The organism is Salinimonas lutimaris, from assembly GCF_005222225.1.
Taxonomy (GTDB): domain Bacteria; phylum Pseudomonadota; class Gammaproteobacteria; order Enterobacterales; family Alteromonadaceae; genus Alteromonas; species Alteromonas lutimaris.
Window position 1 is genome coordinate 1,633,336 of record NZ_CP036536.1, and the last position, 18,463, is coordinate 1,651,798.

The following is an 18,463-nucleotide window of genomic DNA, read 5'->3' on the forward strand; positions in this document are numbered from 1 at the left end:
CATGATTTTATTACGGATAATAATATATCAGGGTATAAAAAGGATTCAACAATGAGCCAGGGAACGGCTGGCATTATAGTTCTGATTGCGATAGCTGTGCTTTGTTCTTTATTTTTTCAGCACGTAATTAAACGTCATTATGTTGCTATTTTAGTATCTGGTTTAGTAGGCACCATGCTTTTTCAACTTGCTGCCTACTTGCATGCTGGCTATCTGGACTCATTTTTTCTAATATCAGTTTTTGTCTCTTTTCTGGTTATCTGCGGCATATCTTCACTGACTTTTTCCCTCAAAAAGAAAGTAACCAAGAAATAGCTTTTCTTACTGAAAAATAACAGCAGTAATCTTGATTTGCGCTGATGGAAAATTTGACGTTATACGCTCCCTGACTTTCGGTTTGACTGCTCGCTTCGCACATCACTACTAAACTAGCCCATAGCAAATATCAGGCAACAAAACCCACAAAGGGCTGGGACACAGGCCACTGACAGTGCTAAACTTTGCGCCCTTTATACTTACAGGAATCACGAAGAATGCTACACCTTTACAATACCCGTACCCGAGAAAAAGCGCGCTTTGAACCGCTCCAGAAAGGTAAGGTGGGCTTGTACGTGTGTGGTATCACCGTGTATGACCTAAGCCACATGGGCCACGCCCGTACTTACCTGTCGTTTGATGTACTGGTGCGCTATCTGCGCCATTTGCAATATGATGTGACGTACGTGCGTAATATTACCGATGTGGATGATAAAATCATTGCCCGCGCCAATGAAAACGGTGAAACCACAGAGCAGCTTACCGAGCGCACTATTGGCATGATGCATGAAGATTTTGCCGCCATTAACCTGCTTGAGCCGGATATTGAGCCGCGGGTAACCGGTCACATGCCGGAGATCATCGCTATTATCGAAACCCTGATGGAAAAAGGCTATGCCTATCAGGCCAGTAGCGGCGATGTGTTGTTTGATGTCAGCAAGTACGATGACTATGGCAAGCTAAGCAAGCAGAATCTGGAACAGCTGAATGCCGGTGCCCGGGTAGATGTGGCGCAGGGTAAAGATGATCCGCTTGATTTTGTATTATGGAAAACCGCAAAACCGGGAGAGCCGTCGTGGCAATCGCCGTGGGGTGAAGGGCGTCCGGGCTGGCATATTGAATGTTCGGCGATGAACCATCGTCATCTGGGCGCGCATTTTGATATTCACGGTGGTGGCTCTGACTTAACCTTTCCGCATCATGAAAACGAAGTGGCCCAGTCCTGCTGCGCGTATGACACGCCGTATGTGAATACCTGGATGCACACCGGCATGGTGCAGGTCGACAACGAGAAAATGTCCAAGTCGCAGGGTAACTTCTTTACCCTGCGTGATGTGTTAAAAGAACACGATGCAGAAAGCCTGCGCTTTTTCCTGATGTCGGCACACTACCGCAGTCAGCTCAGCTATTCGCTGGATAACCTCACTCAGGCAAAATCGGCGCTGGAGCGTCTTTACACTGCACTGCGCGGCGTCACACCGGATGCTGAGGTTGAATTAAGCCACGGGGGCTATCTGGCCCGCTTTGAGGCGGCGATGAACGATGATCTGAACGTACCAGAAGCTTTTTCGGTACTGTTTGAACTGGCCCGGGACTTAAATAAGCAGCAGGACGATGTTGAAGCCGGTAAACTGGCGGGTGTGTTAAAAGGTCTGGGAGCCATTCTGGGTATTCTGCAAACCGATCCGAATGCATTTTTGCAGGGTGACGACGATGATGCTGCTGAAATTGAAGCGCTTATTAAGCAGCGCAATGACGCCCGCGCAGCAAAAGACTGGGCCTCAGCCGATGCGGCCCGTGATGCCCTGACCGCGAAGGGCGTAGTGCTGGAAGACGGCCCGCAGGGAACCACCTGGCGCCGTCAGTAAGTCTTGAGCGATACAGGTACTAGCCCAGGCTCAGCCAGCGCCCCGTGCGCTGGCAGTATTCGCTATACTGTTGCCCGAATACCTGCTGTAACAGGCGCTCTTCGGGCACAATCTGAAAGCGCTGAATATACAGCACAAACACCGGCACCATCACCAGCGCGGTAACATCCCTGACACCGGCGATAATCACACCTGCCAGTAGTACCGCTAAGCCCAGATAAATCGGATTACGGCTAAACGCAAACAAGCCCCTGGTCAGCAGGGTAGAGGCCTGTTCAGACTTATGCGGATGAATGGTGGTCTGATGCTGTTTAAACTGCATCCCGGCAAACAGTATGATTAGCATGCCAATAATCATAAATACTGCACCGGGTACTACCACAAAAGCCGGTAATGGCGCATCACGCCACACGCGAATACCCAGCGCCGCCAATATACATAATAGCCACACCACCGGCGGATGCAGTCTCAGTTCCAGAAATTTCATAATAAACAACAGCCTGATTGTACAATAGTCAGCGAGTGTCGGTGTTTTGTGGGGTGGGAACCACATGTCCCCGGTTAGCCAGGGTGGTTTTCCAGCGCTGCTGACGCACGTGTCCTTTGACCAGTTCAAAACACTCATTAATAACCTGCAGCACTTCCTTGTCCAGATTATCGTTATCGGGTTTATAGCCATCCACACTGGCTTCAACAAACTGGTTTATACGCTTATCATCCACATCGTGCAACAGGTTTACCAGTGACGCGGTGACAATGTCGGTGATGGTTTGTTCCAGTGTGCTTTCGATAGTTTTGCCGATGACCGGCAGGTAGTGCAGATTACCCAGTTGGGGGTTATCTTTCACGGCTTTGCCCACGCTTTGTCTGACATGCTCGCGAATGACGCCGCCCTGCTCATCATCTGCCAGTTTGTCACCCATATGCTGCATCACACCAGCCATCCAGCGGGCCAGCACTGGCTGACGGGGAGACAATACCTGATGGGTTATTTTATCAATAAGCGGGGAGCCGTTGGCCACATCTTTTTGTATATCGCTGAGTACCTTTACAACAATACGGTCGCTGAGTTCTTCTACAAACACGTCGTAGTAAAAGGCGAAAAAACGGTATATCCGGGTATTATTCAGATCTACAATCTGCTGCTTGTGCAGCCGGTGCAAAATAGAAAAAATCCGTAAGAAACGGAACAGGCGTGTGGCGCCAAGAGGAATGAGGCCCACAATATCGTACCAGTGTAGTACCGGAAAAAAATACCAGCGCAGATGCTCTTTTCGGGCGAGTGACACCGCCCAGCGCACACAGAATTCAACAAAGAAAATGGCAATAAAGCCAAGATCTATCAACAGAAAATTTTTATGCACCGGTGCATAGGCATATAGCAGGGAAGGCCAGTAACGGTCTAACAGATACTGCATTGAAGTAGTGGCATACAGCGCGTCAAACACCAGCCAGGCCAGGTTTATCAGTAGTAAACCCAGCATCACCAAATCCAGAATCAACCAAGGCGTTTCGTGACTTTCGCGTAACCTGGTCCGGTTGATTCTCAGCATGGTGTTTTATCCTATGTTTTGCAGCCTTGTCACATCCACAAACAATTTCAGTTTTTGTCCGGGCTGGATATAGCGGTTGCGTTGCAGTTCGTTCCATTTGCGAATGTCACTGATACGAACATTAAACCGGCTGGCTATCACCGACAGTGAATCACCCCGTTTAACCGTGTAAGTCAGTGACTTTATAATTGCGTCACCTTGTTGGTTACTGCTTACCTGGTTTTTCCAGATCACCAGTTTTTTTCCGGTCATCAGAGGATCAGTGGGCGCCATGCCGTTCCATTTTGCGATATCACGGGTACTGACATCGTATTTGCGGCTCAGATCCCAAAAGGTATCGCCACTGACAACAGTATGCGTCAGCTTATGGTTGGCATGCTGGGTACTTTGCAGCGATGCCAGACGCTGGTCTTCGGACAGGGTATAGGCATTCAGTTCTTTCAGGGCCACCGGTACCATAACGTGCTGACCAATACGGATCACATCGCTTTTCAGGCCGTTGACCTTTTTGATGATCGCGGTGGTGGTGTGATACTGACTTGCCAGCTGGCTCAGGCTGTCACCGCGTTTAATTTTGTAACGTACCCAGTTCAGGCGCTCTTTACGGTCAATTTTAGCCAGCTTCTGTTCAAACACATCCGCTTTATCAACCGGCAGCACCAGGCGGTGCGGACCGTCAGGATCGGTGGCCCAGCGGTTAAAGCCCGGATTTAACGCCTGTAAGGCTTTAAGCTGCATACCTGCCAGGTCAGCAGCAAACGCCAGGTCAACCTGCGAGCCAATATCAAGGGTTTTAATCACCTCGACATTTTCTACATCAGGCCAGTTATAGCTGTATTTGTCCTGATTTTTTAACAAATCAGCCAGTGCCAAGAGTTTAGGCACATAAGCCCGGGTTTCCCGGGGCAGATCCAGTGACCAGAAATCGGTCGGCTTGCCGGCTCTCTCGTTACGCTGAATTGCGCGCATTACCCGGCCCTCACCACTGTTATACGCAGCCAGTGCGTGTAGCCAGTTTCCATCAAACATAGTGTTCAGGTAAGCCAGATAATCCAGTGCACCCTGGGTGGAGGCGATGACGTCGCGGCGGCCGTCGTACCACCAGGTCTGGCTCATACCAAAGCGCTTGGCAGTGCCGGGAATGAATTGCCACATACCAGCTGCCCGGCCGTGGGAGTAGGCAAACGGGTCGAATGCACTTTCAACAATAGGCAGCAATGCCAGCTCCAGCGGCATATCGCGCTGTTCAATCTGCTCGGTAATGTAGAATAAAAAAGGGCGGGCGCGTTTGGTAAAGCGTTGCATGTATTCAGGATGCTTTAAGTACCAGTTACGCTGAATGGCGATGCGTTTGTCGTGATCAGGCACATCCAGGGTCAGCTGGTTGGCAATTCTGTCCCACACATCATCAATAACCACCGGCGCTTTGCTTATCTCAGCGGCTTTTTCTTCGGCATCCAGGTCAACCTCAAGCTCGTCATCATCGTTGGGATGGATAACATCAATTACGCCGTCTTTGGCCACTTCACAATCCTGCTCGCCATCAATAGGCGTATTGCCCACTTCGCATTGATCAGCTGCGGATTGTGCTTGATTTTGCTCGGCTACATCAGGCTGTGACGTATCATCAGTTGACTGGCATCCGGCCAGCGCTAACGCCAGGGCGATAGATGATAGTGCATACCACGGTCGACGCATAAAAAACGATCCTCGAATTGTGACTGCATTGAGGCAGTACCCTTAAAACTTAGCGGGATATTGTAATGTTATTACACAACAAATGCATTAAAACTCGTCTTTCCACTTACGAATAGTAGCAAAAACAGTGACTTCATCGGTAAGTGAATCATCACTTTTCTGGCTGGCAGCCTGCTGTACCGCGGGCTTATCAGCGCGCAAAAACGGGTTTATTCGGCGCTGTGTGGCCAGGTCGGTGGGTACACTGGGCTGATTATGGGCACGGATATCATCCACTTTTGAGCATAAAGCCTGTAAGTCAGTATTATTCGGCTCCACTGCTCTGGCAAATGCCAGGTTGGCCTGGGTATATTCGTGCGCGCAGTACACCCGGGTGTCATCCGGTAAGCGAATAAACTTTTTCAGTGAGTGCAGCATCTGTTCTGGCGAGCCTTCAAATAAGCGACCACAGCCGCCATTAAACAAGGTGTCACCACAAAACAGTGAACCGTGGCCATAAAAAGCAATGTGGTCAAGGGTATGTCCGGGCACTTCCAGCGTGGTAAATTCCAGCCCCAGTGCAGGCAGGGTCACAGTGTCATTTTCTATTACCGACCGGGTAATGCCGCGAATATGGCCGCCGCGCGGTCCAATCACATCCAGACCGGGGTTCAGGCTCATTAGCTTACTGATACCGCCAGTGTGGTCATAATGGTGATGGGTCACCAGAATGGCTGTGAGGCGCAGATTATGCTGGTGTAAAAATTCCAGCACCGGTTCAGCCTGACCGGGATCAACAACGACCGCGTCCTGCTGGTTGTGTAAACACCAGATAAAATTATCTGAAAAGGCGTGAATAGGCGAAACTGCCAGACCCCGGGGCAGGGCGTCGTGAGCGTGTAACATGGCGTACCTGCTTGTTAAATAGAGAGGTTGCGATACTATAGGTAGTTCATAGACCTACTGCAACCTTAAGGATCAGCGGCAAGCAGATGAGATCGGCATTACAGCGCAGCGCGCCACGCTACCCGTCAGACTGGTCTGCATTTCCGGCCGGTCAGTCGGTGCGGGCAGCCGTAGAATCAGTCAGCGATGAATTCAGTCAGCGAATATTTGGTTACCACATGGCCAAAATTGGCAGCCTGAGCAGCCAGATTAATCTGGAAAACTGCCAGGTGACCCACCAGTTTTCGCAAACCCCTTCCATGTCACCGTTTTGTTCGCTGGTGGCCGAGTCCACGCAACTGCCTTATGAAGAAAACAGTATTGATGGCTTTTTACTGGCCAACGAGCTGGATTTTGCGCAGGACCCGCATCAGATTCTGCGCGAGGTCGACCGCTGTATCACCCAGAGCGGTTATGTCATCATCAGCGGGTTTAATCCGTACAGCCTGACCGGAGTAGGGAAGTACCTGCCGATTAAGCGGGGGAACTTATTACATGATGCCCGCTTTTTCTCAGCTACCCGGGTTCAGGACTGGCTGACCCTGCTCGGTTTCGACATTATTGAAACTCGGTATCTGCTGTTTTCCATGCTGTTTTTTAACCAACATCGCAGCTTGCCGGCCAGCTGGCACAATAAACTGAGCCGGTATCTGCCGTGGTGTTCTTCAGTGTATGTGATTCTGGCCCGGAAGCGGGTGTGGCCGATGACGACCATCCGGCCAAAATGGAAACTCAAACCGCGCTTTTCTACGGTAGGGGCAAGCATGCGTTTACCGGCGGATAAGTGACAGAGGGTTTTTGAAAATCAAACTACCTGTTTGTTAAAGCCGTTTAACGAAGAATAAAATAAAAAAGCCGCAGTTACTGCGGCTTAATAAAATGACTTATTTAGAAATGATAGCGAATATTTACGCCTGAAATTTCATAATAGTCGTAATTGTTGTAGCTGATGTTTACAGAGAATGCATCGGTTACAGAATACCCTAGTTCACCACCGTAAATAAATGATGTGTCGTCATCATAATCTACATCGATACGTTCCGCGCCGGCGATTGCCTTGAAATTAAAATCATTGAATCTGGCAACATAGCGAGTTTCAAATCGGTAGATGTCTGCATCCGCCGTTTCTGATTCGCTGATAGGATCGATCGTAAACTCTTCGTACCGTGGATAAAGCATTGTTGCTTTATGGGCAGTAAAAGTACCCTCAAGCTCTGAATCTACATAAGACAAGCTAAAATCTATCGACTGAGAGTCGGTGATATCAACAATGACACCGGCAGTAATACGTGCTTCGGTAAGTTCATAATCCAAGTCGCCATGCAGCTCATATGAGTAAGGATAATCATATTCTGAAATCGTGGCTTGTTGATCATCCTTAGTCTGCAGATACTGTGCTGCAATAAAGAAATGACCCAGACGCTTTGAAGCGGCTATTTTGAATCCAGACAGATCTTCAGGTAAATCATAGAACTCATTTTGTTCGAATTTAGCGTAACCAGCTTCAATGTAATCGTAATTAGCATAGTTATCAGATGCGCAGGCAGAGCCGGAAGCCAGCACGGTGGTGGCGACTAGAATAGAATTAATTTTCATATGTACTCCATGTGATTAAAAATCACTATTTATTTATGAGGGCTCAGAATTGGCCATCGAAGTGTTGTTTTTTTATTTACAGAGAGACGGTTTGTTATCTTTTTTAAGATGTAATTTTTATGGCGTCATCTTTGTAAGGGCGCGCATTCTAGCAGTGAAATTTAAATATTCAATCGAGTTTATGAGTTTTTTATAAATTAAACGATTTATAATTTATTTTGTATGATTTTTAGATAAAGATAGGTTTAATTTTATTCGTGATGATAAAAAATAACCATTTTCTTTTCGAAATAAAAGGAGAAATGAATTTTACATTTGAAAAAAAAGGCAGCGAAATCGCTGCCTTTTTTACTATTTATTCGATTTTACTTAACCCGCATGCCCGGCTGAGCGCCTTCGTGTGGTTCCATAATGTACAAGTCTTTACCACCCGGGCCGGCCGCCAGTACCATCCCCTCAGACATACCGAAGCGCATTTTACGCGGAGCCAGGTTTGCTACCATGACGGTATGTTTGCCAATCAGACTCTCAGGATCATAAGCTGACTTAATACCGGCAAATACCTGACGGGTTTCACCGCCCAAATCCAGTTGCAGTTTCAGCAGCTTGTCAGCGCCTTCCACATGCTCGGCGTTAGCAATTCTGGCAACCCGTAGATCGATTTTGGCAAAATCATCAAAGTTGATGGTGTCGCTGACCGGATCTTTAGCCAGCGGGCTGTTCGGGTCCAGCTTGGGGGCCGCCGCTTCCAGGCTTTCTTTAGACGCTTCAATCATGGCGTCGATTTTCTCCATTTCCACCCGTTGCATCATGGGCTTAAATTTATTGATGGCGTGACCGGTCAGCACCTCCTGGCTGCTTTGCCAGTTGAACTCGTCATTCAGGAATGCTTCGGCTTTTTCTGCCAGCACAGGCAGAACCGGCTTCAGGTATACCACCAGAATACGGAACATATTAATACCCAGCGAGCATACATCGTGCGTAAACTGCTGCTTGTTCTCGTCTTTAATAGTTACCCAGGGTGCGTTGGCATCAATGAACTGGTTAGCTTTATCTGCCAGTGCCATGATTTCGCGAATCGCCTGATGATATTTACGATTTTCATACAGAGACGCAATCTGGTCAGCTGCAGCGTGGAACTGGTCCAGTAATTCCGGTTCCAGTACGGTGTCAGACAATTTACCGTCAAACTTCTTGGTAATAAAGCTGGCACAACGGCTGGCAATATTAACCACCTTACCTACCAGATCAGAGTTGACCTTGTGTGCAAAGTCACTGAAATTCAGGTCGATGTCGGTGACACCGTCGCCCAGTTTGGCGGCAAAGTAATAGCGCAGGTATTCCGGATTCAGGTGATCAAGAAATGTACGGCCTTTGATAAACGTACCACGGGACTTTGACATCTTAGCGCCGTTAACCGTGACAAAACCATGAATATTCACACCAGTTGGTTTGCGGTAGCCGGCACCTTCAAGCATGGCTGGCCAGAACAGGCAGTGGAAATACGTGATGTCTTTACCGATAAAGTGATACAGCTCGGCGTCAGAATCTGCATTCCAGAAACTGTCAAAGTCAATATTGTGCTGATTACAGTAGTTCATGAAGCTGGCCATGTAGCCTACCGGTGCATCTACCCATACGTAAAAATATTTGTTGGTGGTACCGGGGATCTCAAAGCCAAAGTAAGGCGAATCGCGGCTGATGTCCCACTGCTGCAGGCCTTCTTCAAACCATTCCTGAAGCTTGTTGGCCATTTCGTTTTGCAGGGCACCTGAGCGAATCCAGCTTTTCAGCATGTCTTCAAATTTGGGCAGATCGAAGAAAAAATGCTCGGATTCTTTGAGTACCGGCGTGGCGCCGGACACCACGCTGCGTGGGTTAACCACTTCGGTCGGATCGTACGTAGAGCCGCACACATCACAGCTGTCACCGTTTTGATCTTCCGCGCCACAGCTGGGACAGGTTCCCTTTACAAAACGATCCGGCAGAAACATTTCTTTTTCCGGGTCGAATAGCTGATTAATGGTGCGCTTGCTGATATAGCCGGCATTATCAAGACGGGTATAAATCTCTTCGCACAATGCCTTGTTTTCCGGCGAGTGAGTCACATAATAGTTGTCATAATTGACATAAAAATCCTGCAGATCCTGATGATGCTCTGCACGGGTTTTTGCTACCATTTCTTCCGGTGTGATACCCAGTTCCTGTGCTTTAAGCATAACCGGCGTACCGTGGGCATCATCAGCACATACGCTGTAGCACTCATGGCCGCGCAGACGCTGAAAACGGGTCCAGATATCGGTTTGAATATGTTCCAGCAGATGGCCTAAGTGAATAGAACCATTTGCATAAGGTAAAGCACTGGTCACCAGGATGCGGCGTTGACCTGCATCAGCCGGTGCAGCAGAAGACGTGGTGTTTTCTGACATAATGACTTTTACTGTTCTCAAGCAATTCTAAAATGGCTGCAAATACTAGCTGATCTCAGTCATTTTTGCATTACGTAATTACGTTCACAGACAAACAAAAGGTAACGCATGTTTTTTAAGCGCAAAACCAGCCAGCCAGCCGGTGTGGTTGCACAGGCACTGGCCGATTATTATTCTCTGGACACGGATCTGACCCGGCCCTGGGTAAGCCAGACTGACGGCCAGGTGGAAGTGGTTTTACCGTTTTGCGCAGCCTCTACGCACAGCGCGCTGACCGCGCATCTGACCCAGGCACTTGAAAACGCCGGTCATGCCAACACACCGTTGAATATTAGCCAGCAGGTTAAAGCCGCTCAGGCAGCGCATGCGCCGGTCAGTAATGTTCGCAATATTATTGCCGTAGCTTCTGGTAAGGGGGGCGTGGGCAAGTCCACCAGTGCTGTGAATCTGGCGTATGCGCTGATGCAGGAAGGGGCCAGAGTCGGTATTCTGGATGCCGATATTTATGGGCCGTCTATTCCTATTATGCTGGGCAACCCGCAGGTTAGTCCGACCAGCGCCGACAACAAACACATGCAGCCACCAGAGGCCTGGGGCCTGGTCGCCAACTCCATCGGCTATCTGGTGCCGGAAGAAGATGCTGCCATCTGGCGCGGCCCAATGGCCAGCCGGGCATTAAAACAGATTCTGGATGAAACTCTGTGGCCGGTACTGGACTACCTGATAGTGGACCTGCCACCCGGCACCGGTGATATACAGCTGACCATGGCTCAGCAAATCCCGGTGTCGGGCTCGGTGATTGTAACCACTCCGCAGGATCTGGCGCTGGCTGATGCACAAAAAGGCATATCCATGTTCTCGAAAGTCAACGTGCCGGTTTTAGGGCTGATTGAAAATATGAGCTATTACCAGTGCAGCCATTGCGGCAATAAAGATCCGATTTTTGCCGAGCACGGCGGTGAGGCACTGGCGGAACGCCATGGTTTGCCGCTACTGGGTCAGCTTCCGCTCAATACCAGTATCCGGGAACATGCTGATGCTGGCACACCACTGGTGATTACTCAGCCAGACAGCCATCTGTCTGCCACCTATCGCGACATTGCGCGGGCGGTGTCGATGAACCTGGCGCTCAATGTACCTAGCGTAGAGCATACCGCCAATATTAAAGGTGACCCTATCAGCTTTAAACCGGTGTAAAACTGTCCGGCAGGCTAGTTCACTGCGCGCCCGTTTATGGCACGCTATGGCTTTCATCATAATAAAGGTGTGGTTATGGCAAAGTTCAGCGGATTTAAAGTGTGTTATCTGGTGTTTGTGCTGTGCGCGCTGGCCGGCGCGGCAAATATGATGGCCGTGATATGGCTGTTGCCTCTCATGACGCTGGCCGGTGCCGGACTTTTAGCCATTCTGGCCAATGCGCTGATGCAAAACGCAGAGCCGTTTGAGCAAAATCAGAATAATTTATTATAAATCAGGGCAGGCAACTGTCAGGGCGGTTGTGCAGCTAGCTGCTAAAACGCATAATAGGCGCCGTTTTTACCTCCCGTCAGGAAAGTTTTATGCGCTTATGCGACCGTGATATTTACGAGCACTTACAAGCCGGAAAAATTAATATCAGCCCCATGCCCGGTTATGATCAGATCAGTGGTGTTACTGTGGATATCCGGCTGGGTAATAAATTTCGGGTATTTGAAGACCATCAGGCACCCTATATTGACTTAAGCGGCCCGAAAGCTCAGGTTCAGGAAGCGCTTAACTCAGTCATGAGCGATGAAATTGTATTGCCCGAAGGCAAGGCTTTTTTCCTGCACCCGGGTGAACTGGCGCTGGCCATTACCCATGAATCAGTGACGTTGCCGGATAACATCGTAGGCTGGCTGGACGGACGCTCGTCGCTGGCCCGACTTGGACTGATGGTGCATGTGACAGCACACCGGATTGACCCGGGCTGGTCTGGCAATATTGTGCTGGAGTTTTTCAACAGTGGTAAGCTGCCTCTGGCACTACGCCCACTGATGAAAATTGGCGCACTAAGTTTTGAGGTCATGTCGCAGCCAGCCGAAAAACCCTACAACGCGCGTGCAGATGCAAAATATAAAGGGCAGGCCGGCGCGGTAGCCAGCCGGATTGATTCAGACGGGAAAGACGACGCCTGAGAGGCCTCACGGTTACCAACGCAGTAACAATCTAATTTGTGTAAATAAATTGTAAATAATGAGCGTGAGTTGCTATCTTAAATCACAAGCTTTGTGACCTTCAGGATAGCCTCATGCGACCACGCGTTGTTCTAACCATAATACTCAGCCTGCTTTTATGCCCATTGGCGCTGGCTGAATCCTTATCTGTATCTTCCCCCGATGGACAAATTACGTTTACCTTCACGGATTCTCATGAATATGCCCAGTATTCTGTCACACTGAATGACCAGCAGATTATCCGGCCCAGCCGCTTAGGCTTTGCGTTTGCTGAACAGCCGTCGGTGTTCCGGCATCTTGCGTTGTCTGAAGTCAGTCGCAGTAGTCACGACAGCACCTGGCAGCAGCCCTGGGGCGAGCAGCGTCTGATTCGTAACCACTACAATGAACTGGTGGTGGCATTTACGCATAAGCAGGACAAAACCCGCACATTTGATGTGGAGGTTAAAGTATTTAACGATGGTCTTGGCTTTCGCTACCGTTTTAACCACAATCAGGCGGTGACCATTACCCGCGAAATGACAGAATTCTGGATTCCCGATTCACACACCGCAACCGCTTTCTGGATACCGGGGCAGGGCTTTGATCGTCAGGAATATCTTTATCGTGAAACCCCGGTGAAGGATGTACTGCTGGCCAGCACGCCCATGACAATTAAAATGGCAAACGGTACGCACCTGGCTATTCATGAAGCGGCACTGACCGATTTCGCCGGCATGAGCCTGGACTGGCAACAGCTGGGGCGGTTTGAGGTAAATCTGGCACCGCGGGCCGACGGCAGCAAAGTGAAAAAGTCCGGTAGTTTTACCACTCCCTGGCGAACGGTACAAATTGCTCCTGATGCGGTGGGTTTAATTAACTCACATCTGACGCTAAACCTGAATGAGCCAAATCAGTTGGATGATGTAAGCTGGGTTACACCCGGGAAATACATCGGTATCTGGTGGGGCATGCATATTCAAAAGTACACCTGGGGATCGGGCGAGCAGCACGGTGCGACCACAAAAAACACCAAGCGTTATATCGATTTTGCGGCGCAGCACGGGTTTGACGGTGTTCTGGTGGAAGGCTGGAACAAAGGCTGGGACGGTGACTGGATTCAAAATTCTGAACTATTTTCTTTTACCGAAAGTTATCCGGATTTTGATTTAAAAGCGGTAACCGATTACGGCCGCAAAAAAGGCGTTAAGCTGGTCGGGCATCACGAAACATCCGGCGGCATTACGCATTATGAAAAACAAATGGATGCCGGTTTTGCGCTGTATCAGAAAATGGGTGTAGAGCAGATCAAAACCGGTTACGTTGCACACGGCCAAAGTCTGAAGGTCACAGATGAAAAAGGAATAGACAGACTGGAATACACTGACAGCCAGCCAGTGGTTAATCATTTTCTGAATAATATAAAAACGGCCGCAAAATATCAGATTGCCATTAACACGCATGAGTCGGTGAAAGACACCGGCTTGCGCCGCACTTATCCAAACTGGATTTCCCGGGAAAGCGCCCGCGGACAGGAATACAACTCTGGCTGGGCTGCGCCTAATCCGCCTAATCATGTGCCGATGCTGGCCTTTACCCGAATGCTGTCGGGCCCGATGGATTTCACACCCGGCATCTTCGATCTGGACTACCCACCCATCAAGGGCGGCACCGAAGAGCATGGCCGCACGAAGTACATGCGCCCCCAAACCACTATCGCCAAACAACTGGCAGAGTATGTAGTGATTTACAGCCCCATTCAGATGGCAGCAGACTTGCCAGAAAACTACGAAGCCAGACCCGGCCCGTTCCAGTTCATTAAGGATGTTCCCACTGACTGGGAACACAGTGTGGCCTTACAGGGTGAGGTCGGGCAGTTTGTGGTTATCGCGCGTCAGGAAAGAGCGCACCGGCATTATAGCGGCAAAGACTGGTATCTGGGCGCTATCACCAACGAAGACAGCCGGGAAGTGACCGTGCCGCTTAATTTTTTACCCAAAGGCGAAACCTTTGAGGCGCAGGTGTATCAGGATGGCGAGCAGGCAGACTGGCAAACAAACCCGTACGACATTGCGATTACCCGACAGCAGGTCAGCGCCGATGACACTCTTACACTTAAATTAGCCGGAGCAGGAGGCGCGGCGATAAGATTCAAACACATAGCGCAAGCCGGTAGCGAGTAATGCTGATGATATATTAGTCGATTTAAAGGCGATATTTCAGCGTTTGGATGAAATGTCGCCAACCAGACAGCAATTCACAGAAATTATGAGGTAAACCGTTGCATTAAGACGAAATATAAGTAAACTTGTCCGCTCTTTCGGTCGGTGTGTGGCGCAGCTTGGTAGCGCACTGTCATGGGGTGTCAGGGGTCGGAGGTTCAAATCCTCTCACACCGACCAATCTCTCCTACTTTTCAATGATTTACCCCGCTCATTGATTGCTCGTAAAAAGAGCGTCCCACAATTGTCACATTATACAGTAGTACAATTTTAATTTTCTTATCTGATCATTCATTCCTAATTTACCGTCTCTAGCTTCCAGCTCGTTGCTCCAGTATCAATCGTCAGAATTCTCCTCATCCAAAACTAGTTAATCCTGAGCTTTACCAAACAGGAAATCACTATGACAAAGAAGACTCACATGCGTGACTTGTAAATCACGTTTATCCATCAGTTTTTGATGCTTGCTTTGACCACCTTCGGGGTGAGCCCCTTGTGTAATCCGGCAAGCCGGGAACTTGATATGGAGGAGTCACTGCATTATAGAAGCTTAATGATAGGTTTGTTTGTATTGGTACTCTGTGTTCTTCTTAGCGGGTGATAGTGCCACTTACATAGATACTGTAGTGCTAAAAAATGCCCTGCTAACAGGCAGGGCATTTTTTAAGTGGCACGCCATTAATAATTAGATAACGCGACCACCGATATCGCGTACTTTCAGCGATACCGTGTTATACAGTGTTTTTTCAATGTCAGAGTTTATTATCTTATATTTCACAGCAAGACCTACTTCTTTAGATAAATCGAAATGCTTTTTTTGAAATCCTCCTATAACTGTATTGTTTTTATAAATTCTATAGTTGTTAAGAGTGAACGATGTATCTATTGCATTCGGTGGAATTTCAACTCCAATTTTCTTCTCGGTTTCTATATCACCGCCAAAGTAAAATGAAACACTGTTTAGAGTAACAAATGAATCGGTTTTGTTTGCTATTTGCACACCACCAAATTTGTCTACTTTTATCTCAATATATTCATCTATCAATTCGGGTTGAGGCTGCAAGCGATATTGGTTAGCGGATTGTACAACATACTCAACATCAGCCAGTTTTGCGCGACCCTTAACTCCCCATTTTTGGTCACAGTTCTTCGTAATAATATTGAAAGAGCGATGCTTCTTACAGTTCAATTTCAATTCAGCGGTCTCAATGTTTTCATCGGCACGCTTATTCAGTGTGGCTTTTAATTCGCCCAGATTTGTCCATTTACCAGAGTAATCAAGTGATGGGACTTGCTTTTTAATCGTAGCTGAAACATCCGGTTTGCCGTTGTAAACCCCCGAATTATCGATAAGTTTAATCCGTTTAGGTAGCGATTTTTGTATAGAATCCAACCGCTCTATTAACTTCTGGTTCGAGGTATCGATTTGTCTCTTATTTTCCTGGTAAACATTATTGGCACCAGCTATCAAGGTATTGCGATCTATTTCACCTAAAGCCTGCTTAAGAGCGTTATCGAATGCATCGTGATCAAACACTGAAGTATAGTGTGCACCAGCTCCGATAATGCCTAATCCCCCTGTAAACAAAGCAAGTGCTGCATTACCAACAGTTGACTTCAGTACATCCCCACCATCCACTGTATAGCCGCGGAATTCGATATCATCATTACAGATGGCGCTATTGTTGTTCATCAAGCCTTTCTCGCACTCAACCTCTTTGGTGTTAAAGTTATGTTTAAGGTTATTGAGATTGATTGATTGACCCATGTTATTAAAACTGAACGAAGTAAAATGGTATCTACCATCATCACTTTTTGACAATTTCGCATACACCGGAAGCTCAGATTGAACTATGTTAACTGTTGGCTTTTCAGGGGCGTTGGGAGTTGTTGATGAGCATGCAGATAGTGCCGCTATCGCAGCCAGCGACAAAAGTGATACTTTTCTATTTTTCATTATTTTATTTTTCCTTGATGAAAGCTACAACTCTGAAATCCTTTCCGTCATAGGCTCTATTTCTCTAAAAGAAATTTTTTCTTCTCAAACATGGATATAGAAGCTGGTCGGAGCTCTTTCAGAAGCGGCGAAAGAATAATTAAATCTAGTCACTAGTTCAAGGGTTTATGGCTTGATATGGCATTGTTTGATTTTTTCAGAGCTCTCAATTGCATCGGAATCATAAGATTTTATGCTCTTGGAACAATGCTCGTCAGGCGATGTTTGATACTAGGAATACTTTCAGAACCTCAGAGGCCGATGTATCTGAAACCGCCAGTTGTGTCAGTCAAAGAGTGGCCGACAGAACTTTTGAATATTGCAAGAGAGCCCTCTTAAAAAAGCTATACCTCAGTTCAGCATCCGGTATCACATTATTTGAATAGCCTGTAACAGCTCTTCGTCTAGAGCAATGAATATGCAAAGTTGGATGGAGGTCACCATCTTGAATGAGTCAGTGTTAGAAGAGCTCGATAGCGTAAATGACATTGGCCTCTCATTTTGGTAAGTGGACACCTGTGCCACCTGATTGAAAAGCGAATGCAGCGCAGTAGCGAAAAAAACCACGGGCAGGAAGCCAGATAAACCGATGAAATGACCCTGCAGGGCTTTTTACGCAGACAGGAGGGTAAAACAACAAAAGCGAACCGGATATCCCATATAGCGAAATGGATTACCGGCAGTTTGATGGTAATCTGGCAGAAAGTGTGTTTTGTAGGGATTTTTGCTTTTGTCTACGCGTTTTTCGACCGGATTTTACGCCTTTCTGGTGGGCCGGGGGTTGTTCAGCCTGATCGATTCCATTGTGGGAACCGCCGTTGCCTGGCACCTGTATATTACCACCCGTGATCCGTTTGACCTGGCGCTGGTGGGATTATTTATGATCGCGCCTGTGTATCTGTTTTTTGTGGTTACCGGCTGGGTGGCCGATCATGTCTCGCGAAAACGTGTGTTACAGGTTGGTGCGCTGGCGTGGCTTGTTATTCTGGCCGGGATTGCCTGGCAGATGCAGTCCGGCGAATTCAATAAGTGGATACTGCTGCTGATGCTCAGCGGGCTGGGTACAGTAAAAGCCTTTCTGTCGCCCTCATTACAGGCCATTGTACCCAACCTGGTGCCGGCTGAGCGAATCAGCGCAGCGGTGGCATTAACCGGTACGGTGTGGAATTTAGCCATGACAATGGGCCCGTTTATTGCCGGGATGCTGATTAGCTGGCTGGATTACACCTTGTACTGGGTGGCAGTGGGAATTTGCGTGCTAATTAGCGGCTGTTTTCTGTTGCTGCCGGCTATCGGGCCGGCCAATACCGGCACCCAGCGTAGTAAACGGGCATTGTGGCAGGGTTTCAGCTTTTTACAGAACAACTCGCTGGTGCTGGGCAGTTTGCTGCTGGATGTGCTGATTGTACTGGGTGGCAGTGTAGTGGCCCTGTTGCCGGTGTATGCGGCCGATATCCTTGAGGTAGGACCGCAGGGGCTGGGGCTGATGCGGGCGATGCCGGCTATTGGCGCGGTACTGGTCGGGCTGTATTTATCCCGCTACAAAAATGACTTTGATCAGGCCGGACATACCCTGTTCAGGGCGTTACTGATATTTGCCGTGTCTGTTCTGGGGTTTGCGCTGGCTGACTCGCTATGGCTGGCTTGCGTGTGTTTATTTGTGTATGGCGCATCAGATATGTTTAGCGTGGTTATTCGCGGCGCGGTAGTGCAGCATAATACCCCGGATGCCCTGCGCGGGCGGGTCGGCGCGCTCAATTCCCTGTTTATCTCCACATCTAATCAGCTGGGCGATTTCAGGGCCGGCTCGGTGGCCGCTGCACTGGGACCGGTTAATGCAGCATTTATCGGGGCCTGCACTGCATTTGCTGTGGTTGGCTGGGGGTACTGGCGTTTTCCTAAGCTGGCAGCCATGACCTCGACCAATTATCAGCAGAACCGGCACTCGGCATAAACGGCTTTGATAC

General features: G+C 48.5%; 15 protein-coding genes and 1 tRNA gene. 9 read left to right on the top strand and 7 right to left on the bottom strand.

The features are described from left to right. Window positions 1-51: 51 nt before the first annotated feature. Complete coding sequence (locus EZV72_RS06960) at window positions 52-315, top strand: hypothetical protein (RefSeq protein ID WP_137166562.1); 264 nt, start codon at window positions 52-54, stop codon at window positions 313-315. A gap of 218 nt (window positions 316-533) precedes the next feature. Next, window positions 534-1,904 (top strand): cysteine--tRNA ligase, encoded by a 1,371-nt coding sequence (cysS, locus tag EZV72_RS06965; RefSeq protein ID WP_137166563.1) that lies wholly within the window; start codon window positions 534-536, stop codon window positions 1,902-1,904. A gap of 19 nt (window positions 1,905-1,923) precedes the next feature. Here cysS and EZV72_RS06970 read toward each other — a convergent pair whose 3' ends face one another. The 4 genes from EZV72_RS06970 to gloB all read right to left on the bottom strand — a co-directional run bounded on the left by EZV72_RS06970 (window position 1,924) and on the right by gloB (window position 6,040). Then, window positions 1,924-2,391 (bottom strand): methyltransferase family protein, encoded by a 468-nt coding sequence (locus EZV72_RS06970; protein ID WP_175405065.1) that lies wholly within the window; start codon window positions 2,389-2,391, stop codon window positions 1,924-1,926. A 28-nt stretch (window positions 2,392-2,419) separates the two neighbouring features. Continuing rightward, on the bottom strand, window positions 2,420-3,457 hold the full coding sequence (locus EZV72_RS06975; protein ID WP_137166565.1) for an ion transporter: 1,038 nt from the start codon (window positions 3,455-3,457) through the stop codon (window positions 2,420-2,422). 6 nt (window positions 3,458-3,463) lie between these two features. Continuing rightward, window positions 3,464-5,155 carry a lytic transglycosylase gene (locus EZV72_RS06980; RefSeq protein ID WP_137166566.1) on the bottom strand — a complete coding sequence of 564 codons (1,692 nt, stop codon included), beginning with the start codon at window positions 5,153-5,155 and terminating at the stop codon, window positions 3,464-3,466. 87 nt (window positions 5,156-5,242) lie between these two features. Continuing rightward, on the bottom strand, window positions 5,243-6,040 hold the full coding sequence (gene gloB / locus EZV72_RS06985) for a hydroxyacylglutathione hydrolase (protein ID WP_137166567.1): 798 nt from the start codon (window positions 6,038-6,040) through the stop codon (window positions 5,243-5,245). An 86-nt stretch (window positions 6,041-6,126) separates the two neighbouring features. On the opposite strand from gloB, the gene EZV72_RS06990 reads away from it, so the two are divergent. Next, window positions 6,127-6,867 (top strand): methyltransferase domain-containing protein, encoded by a 741-nt coding sequence (locus tag EZV72_RS06990; RefSeq protein WP_137166568.1) that lies wholly within the window; start codon window positions 6,127-6,129, stop codon window positions 6,865-6,867. 100 nt (window positions 6,868-6,967) lie between these two features. Here EZV72_RS06990 and EZV72_RS06995 read toward each other — a convergent pair whose 3' ends face one another. Then, window positions 6,968-7,675, bottom strand: a complete 708-nt coding sequence (locus EZV72_RS06995; protein WP_137166569.1) for a hypothetical protein — start codon at window positions 7,673-7,675, stop codon at window positions 6,968-6,970. Window positions 7,676-8,040: 365 nt separating this feature from the next. Continuing rightward, the gene (gene metG / locus EZV72_RS07000; protein WP_137166570.1) at window positions 8,041-10,104 is read right to left on the bottom strand and encodes a methionine--tRNA ligase; all 2,064 of its coding nucleotides are present in this window, start codon (window positions 10,102-10,104) and stop codon (window positions 8,041-8,043) included. A gap of 108 nt (window positions 10,105-10,212) precedes the next feature. On the opposite strand from metG, the gene apbC reads away from it, so the two are divergent. From apbC to EZV72_RS07025, 5 genes are all read left to right on the top strand, one after another. Beyond that, window positions 10,213-11,301, top strand: a complete 1,089-nt coding sequence (gene apbC, locus EZV72_RS07005) for an iron-sulfur cluster carrier protein ApbC (RefSeq protein ID WP_137166571.1) — start codon at window positions 10,213-10,215, stop codon at window positions 11,299-11,301. A gap of 75 nt (window positions 11,302-11,376) precedes the next feature. Further along, complete coding sequence (locus EZV72_RS07010) at window positions 11,377-11,574, top strand: hypothetical protein (protein WP_137166572.1); 198 nt, start codon at window positions 11,377-11,379, stop codon at window positions 11,572-11,574. A gap of 89 nt (window positions 11,575-11,663) precedes the next feature. Then, window positions 11,664-12,260: a dCTP deaminase gene (dcd, locus tag EZV72_RS07015; protein WP_137166573.1), complete on the top strand. Its 597-nt coding sequence runs from the start codon at window positions 11,664-11,666 to the stop codon at window positions 12,258-12,260. A gap of 113 nt (window positions 12,261-12,373) precedes the next feature. Continuing rightward, window positions 12,374-14,461 (top strand): glycoside hydrolase family 97 protein, encoded by a 2,088-nt coding sequence (locus EZV72_RS07020; RefSeq protein ID WP_137166574.1) that lies wholly within the window; start codon window positions 12,374-12,376, stop codon window positions 14,459-14,461. A gap of 142 nt (window positions 14,462-14,603) precedes the next feature. Then, window positions 14,604-14,680 (top strand) — tRNA-Pro (locus tag EZV72_RS07025). A 505-nt stretch (window positions 14,681-15,185) separates the two neighbouring features. On the opposite strand, the gene EZV72_RS07030 is transcribed toward EZV72_RS07025, so the two are convergent. Beyond that, window positions 15,186-16,457, bottom strand: coding sequence for a hypothetical protein (locus EZV72_RS07030; protein WP_137166575.1), 1,272 nt, complete (start codon window positions 16,455-16,457; stop codon window positions 15,186-15,188). Window positions 16,458-17,226: 769 nt separating this feature from the next. Between EZV72_RS07030 and EZV72_RS07035 the strand changes: the two genes are divergently transcribed. Beyond that, the gene (locus tag EZV72_RS07035; RefSeq protein ID WP_232364525.1) at window positions 17,227-18,450 is read left to right on the top strand and encodes an MFS transporter; all 1,224 of its coding nucleotides are present in this window, start codon (window positions 17,227-17,229) and stop codon (window positions 18,448-18,450) included. Window positions 18,451-18,463 lie beyond the last annotated feature (13 nt).

Coding starts and splice junctions, on each gene's coding strand:
- apbC (WP_137166571.1), top strand. CDS start 10,213: ATGTTTTTTAAGCGCAAAACCAGCCAGCCAGCCGGTGTGGTTGCACAG.
- EZV72_RS06990 (WP_137166568.1), top strand. CDS start 6,127: ATGAGATCGGCATTACAGCGCAGCGCGCCACGCTACCCGTCAGACTGG.
- cysS (WP_137166563.1), top strand. CDS start 534: ATGCTACACCTTTACAATACCCGTACCCGAGAAAAAGCGCGCTTTGAA.
- EZV72_RS07020 (WP_137166574.1), top strand. CDS start 12,374: ATGCGACCACGCGTTGTTCTAACCATAATACTCAGCCTGCTTTTATGC.
- EZV72_RS06960 (WP_137166562.1), top strand. CDS start 52: ATGAGCCAGGGAACGGCTGGCATTATAGTTCTGATTGCGATAGCTGTG.
- dcd (WP_137166573.1), top strand. CDS start 11,664: ATGCGCTTATGCGACCGTGATATTTACGAGCACTTACAAGCCGGAAAA.
- EZV72_RS06980 (WP_137166566.1), bottom strand. CDS start 5,155: ATGCGTCGACCGTGGTATGCACTATCATCTATCGCCCTGGCGTTAGCG.
- EZV72_RS07010 (WP_137166572.1), top strand. CDS start 11,377: ATGGCAAAGTTCAGCGGATTTAAAGTGTGTTATCTGGTGTTTGTGCTG.
- metG (WP_137166570.1), bottom strand. CDS start 10,104: ATGTCAGAAAACACCACGTCTTCTGCTGCACCGGCTGATGCAGGTCAA.
- gloB (WP_137166567.1), bottom strand. CDS start 6,040: ATGTTACACGCTCACGACGCCCTGCCCCGGGGTCTGGCAGTTTCGCCT.
- EZV72_RS06970 (WP_175405065.1), bottom strand. CDS start 2,391: ATGAAATTTCTGGAACTGAGACTGCATCCGCCGGTGGTGTGGCTATTA.
- EZV72_RS06975 (WP_137166565.1), bottom strand. CDS start 3,457: ATGCTGAGAATCAACCGGACCAGGTTACGCGAAAGTCACGAAACGCCT.
- EZV72_RS06995 (WP_137166569.1), bottom strand. CDS start 7,675: ATGAAAATTAATTCTATTCTAGTCGCCACCACCGTGCTGGCTTCCGGC.
- EZV72_RS07030 (WP_137166575.1), bottom strand. CDS start 16,457: ATGAAAAATAGAAAAGTATCACTTTTGTCGCTGGCTGCGATAGCGGCA.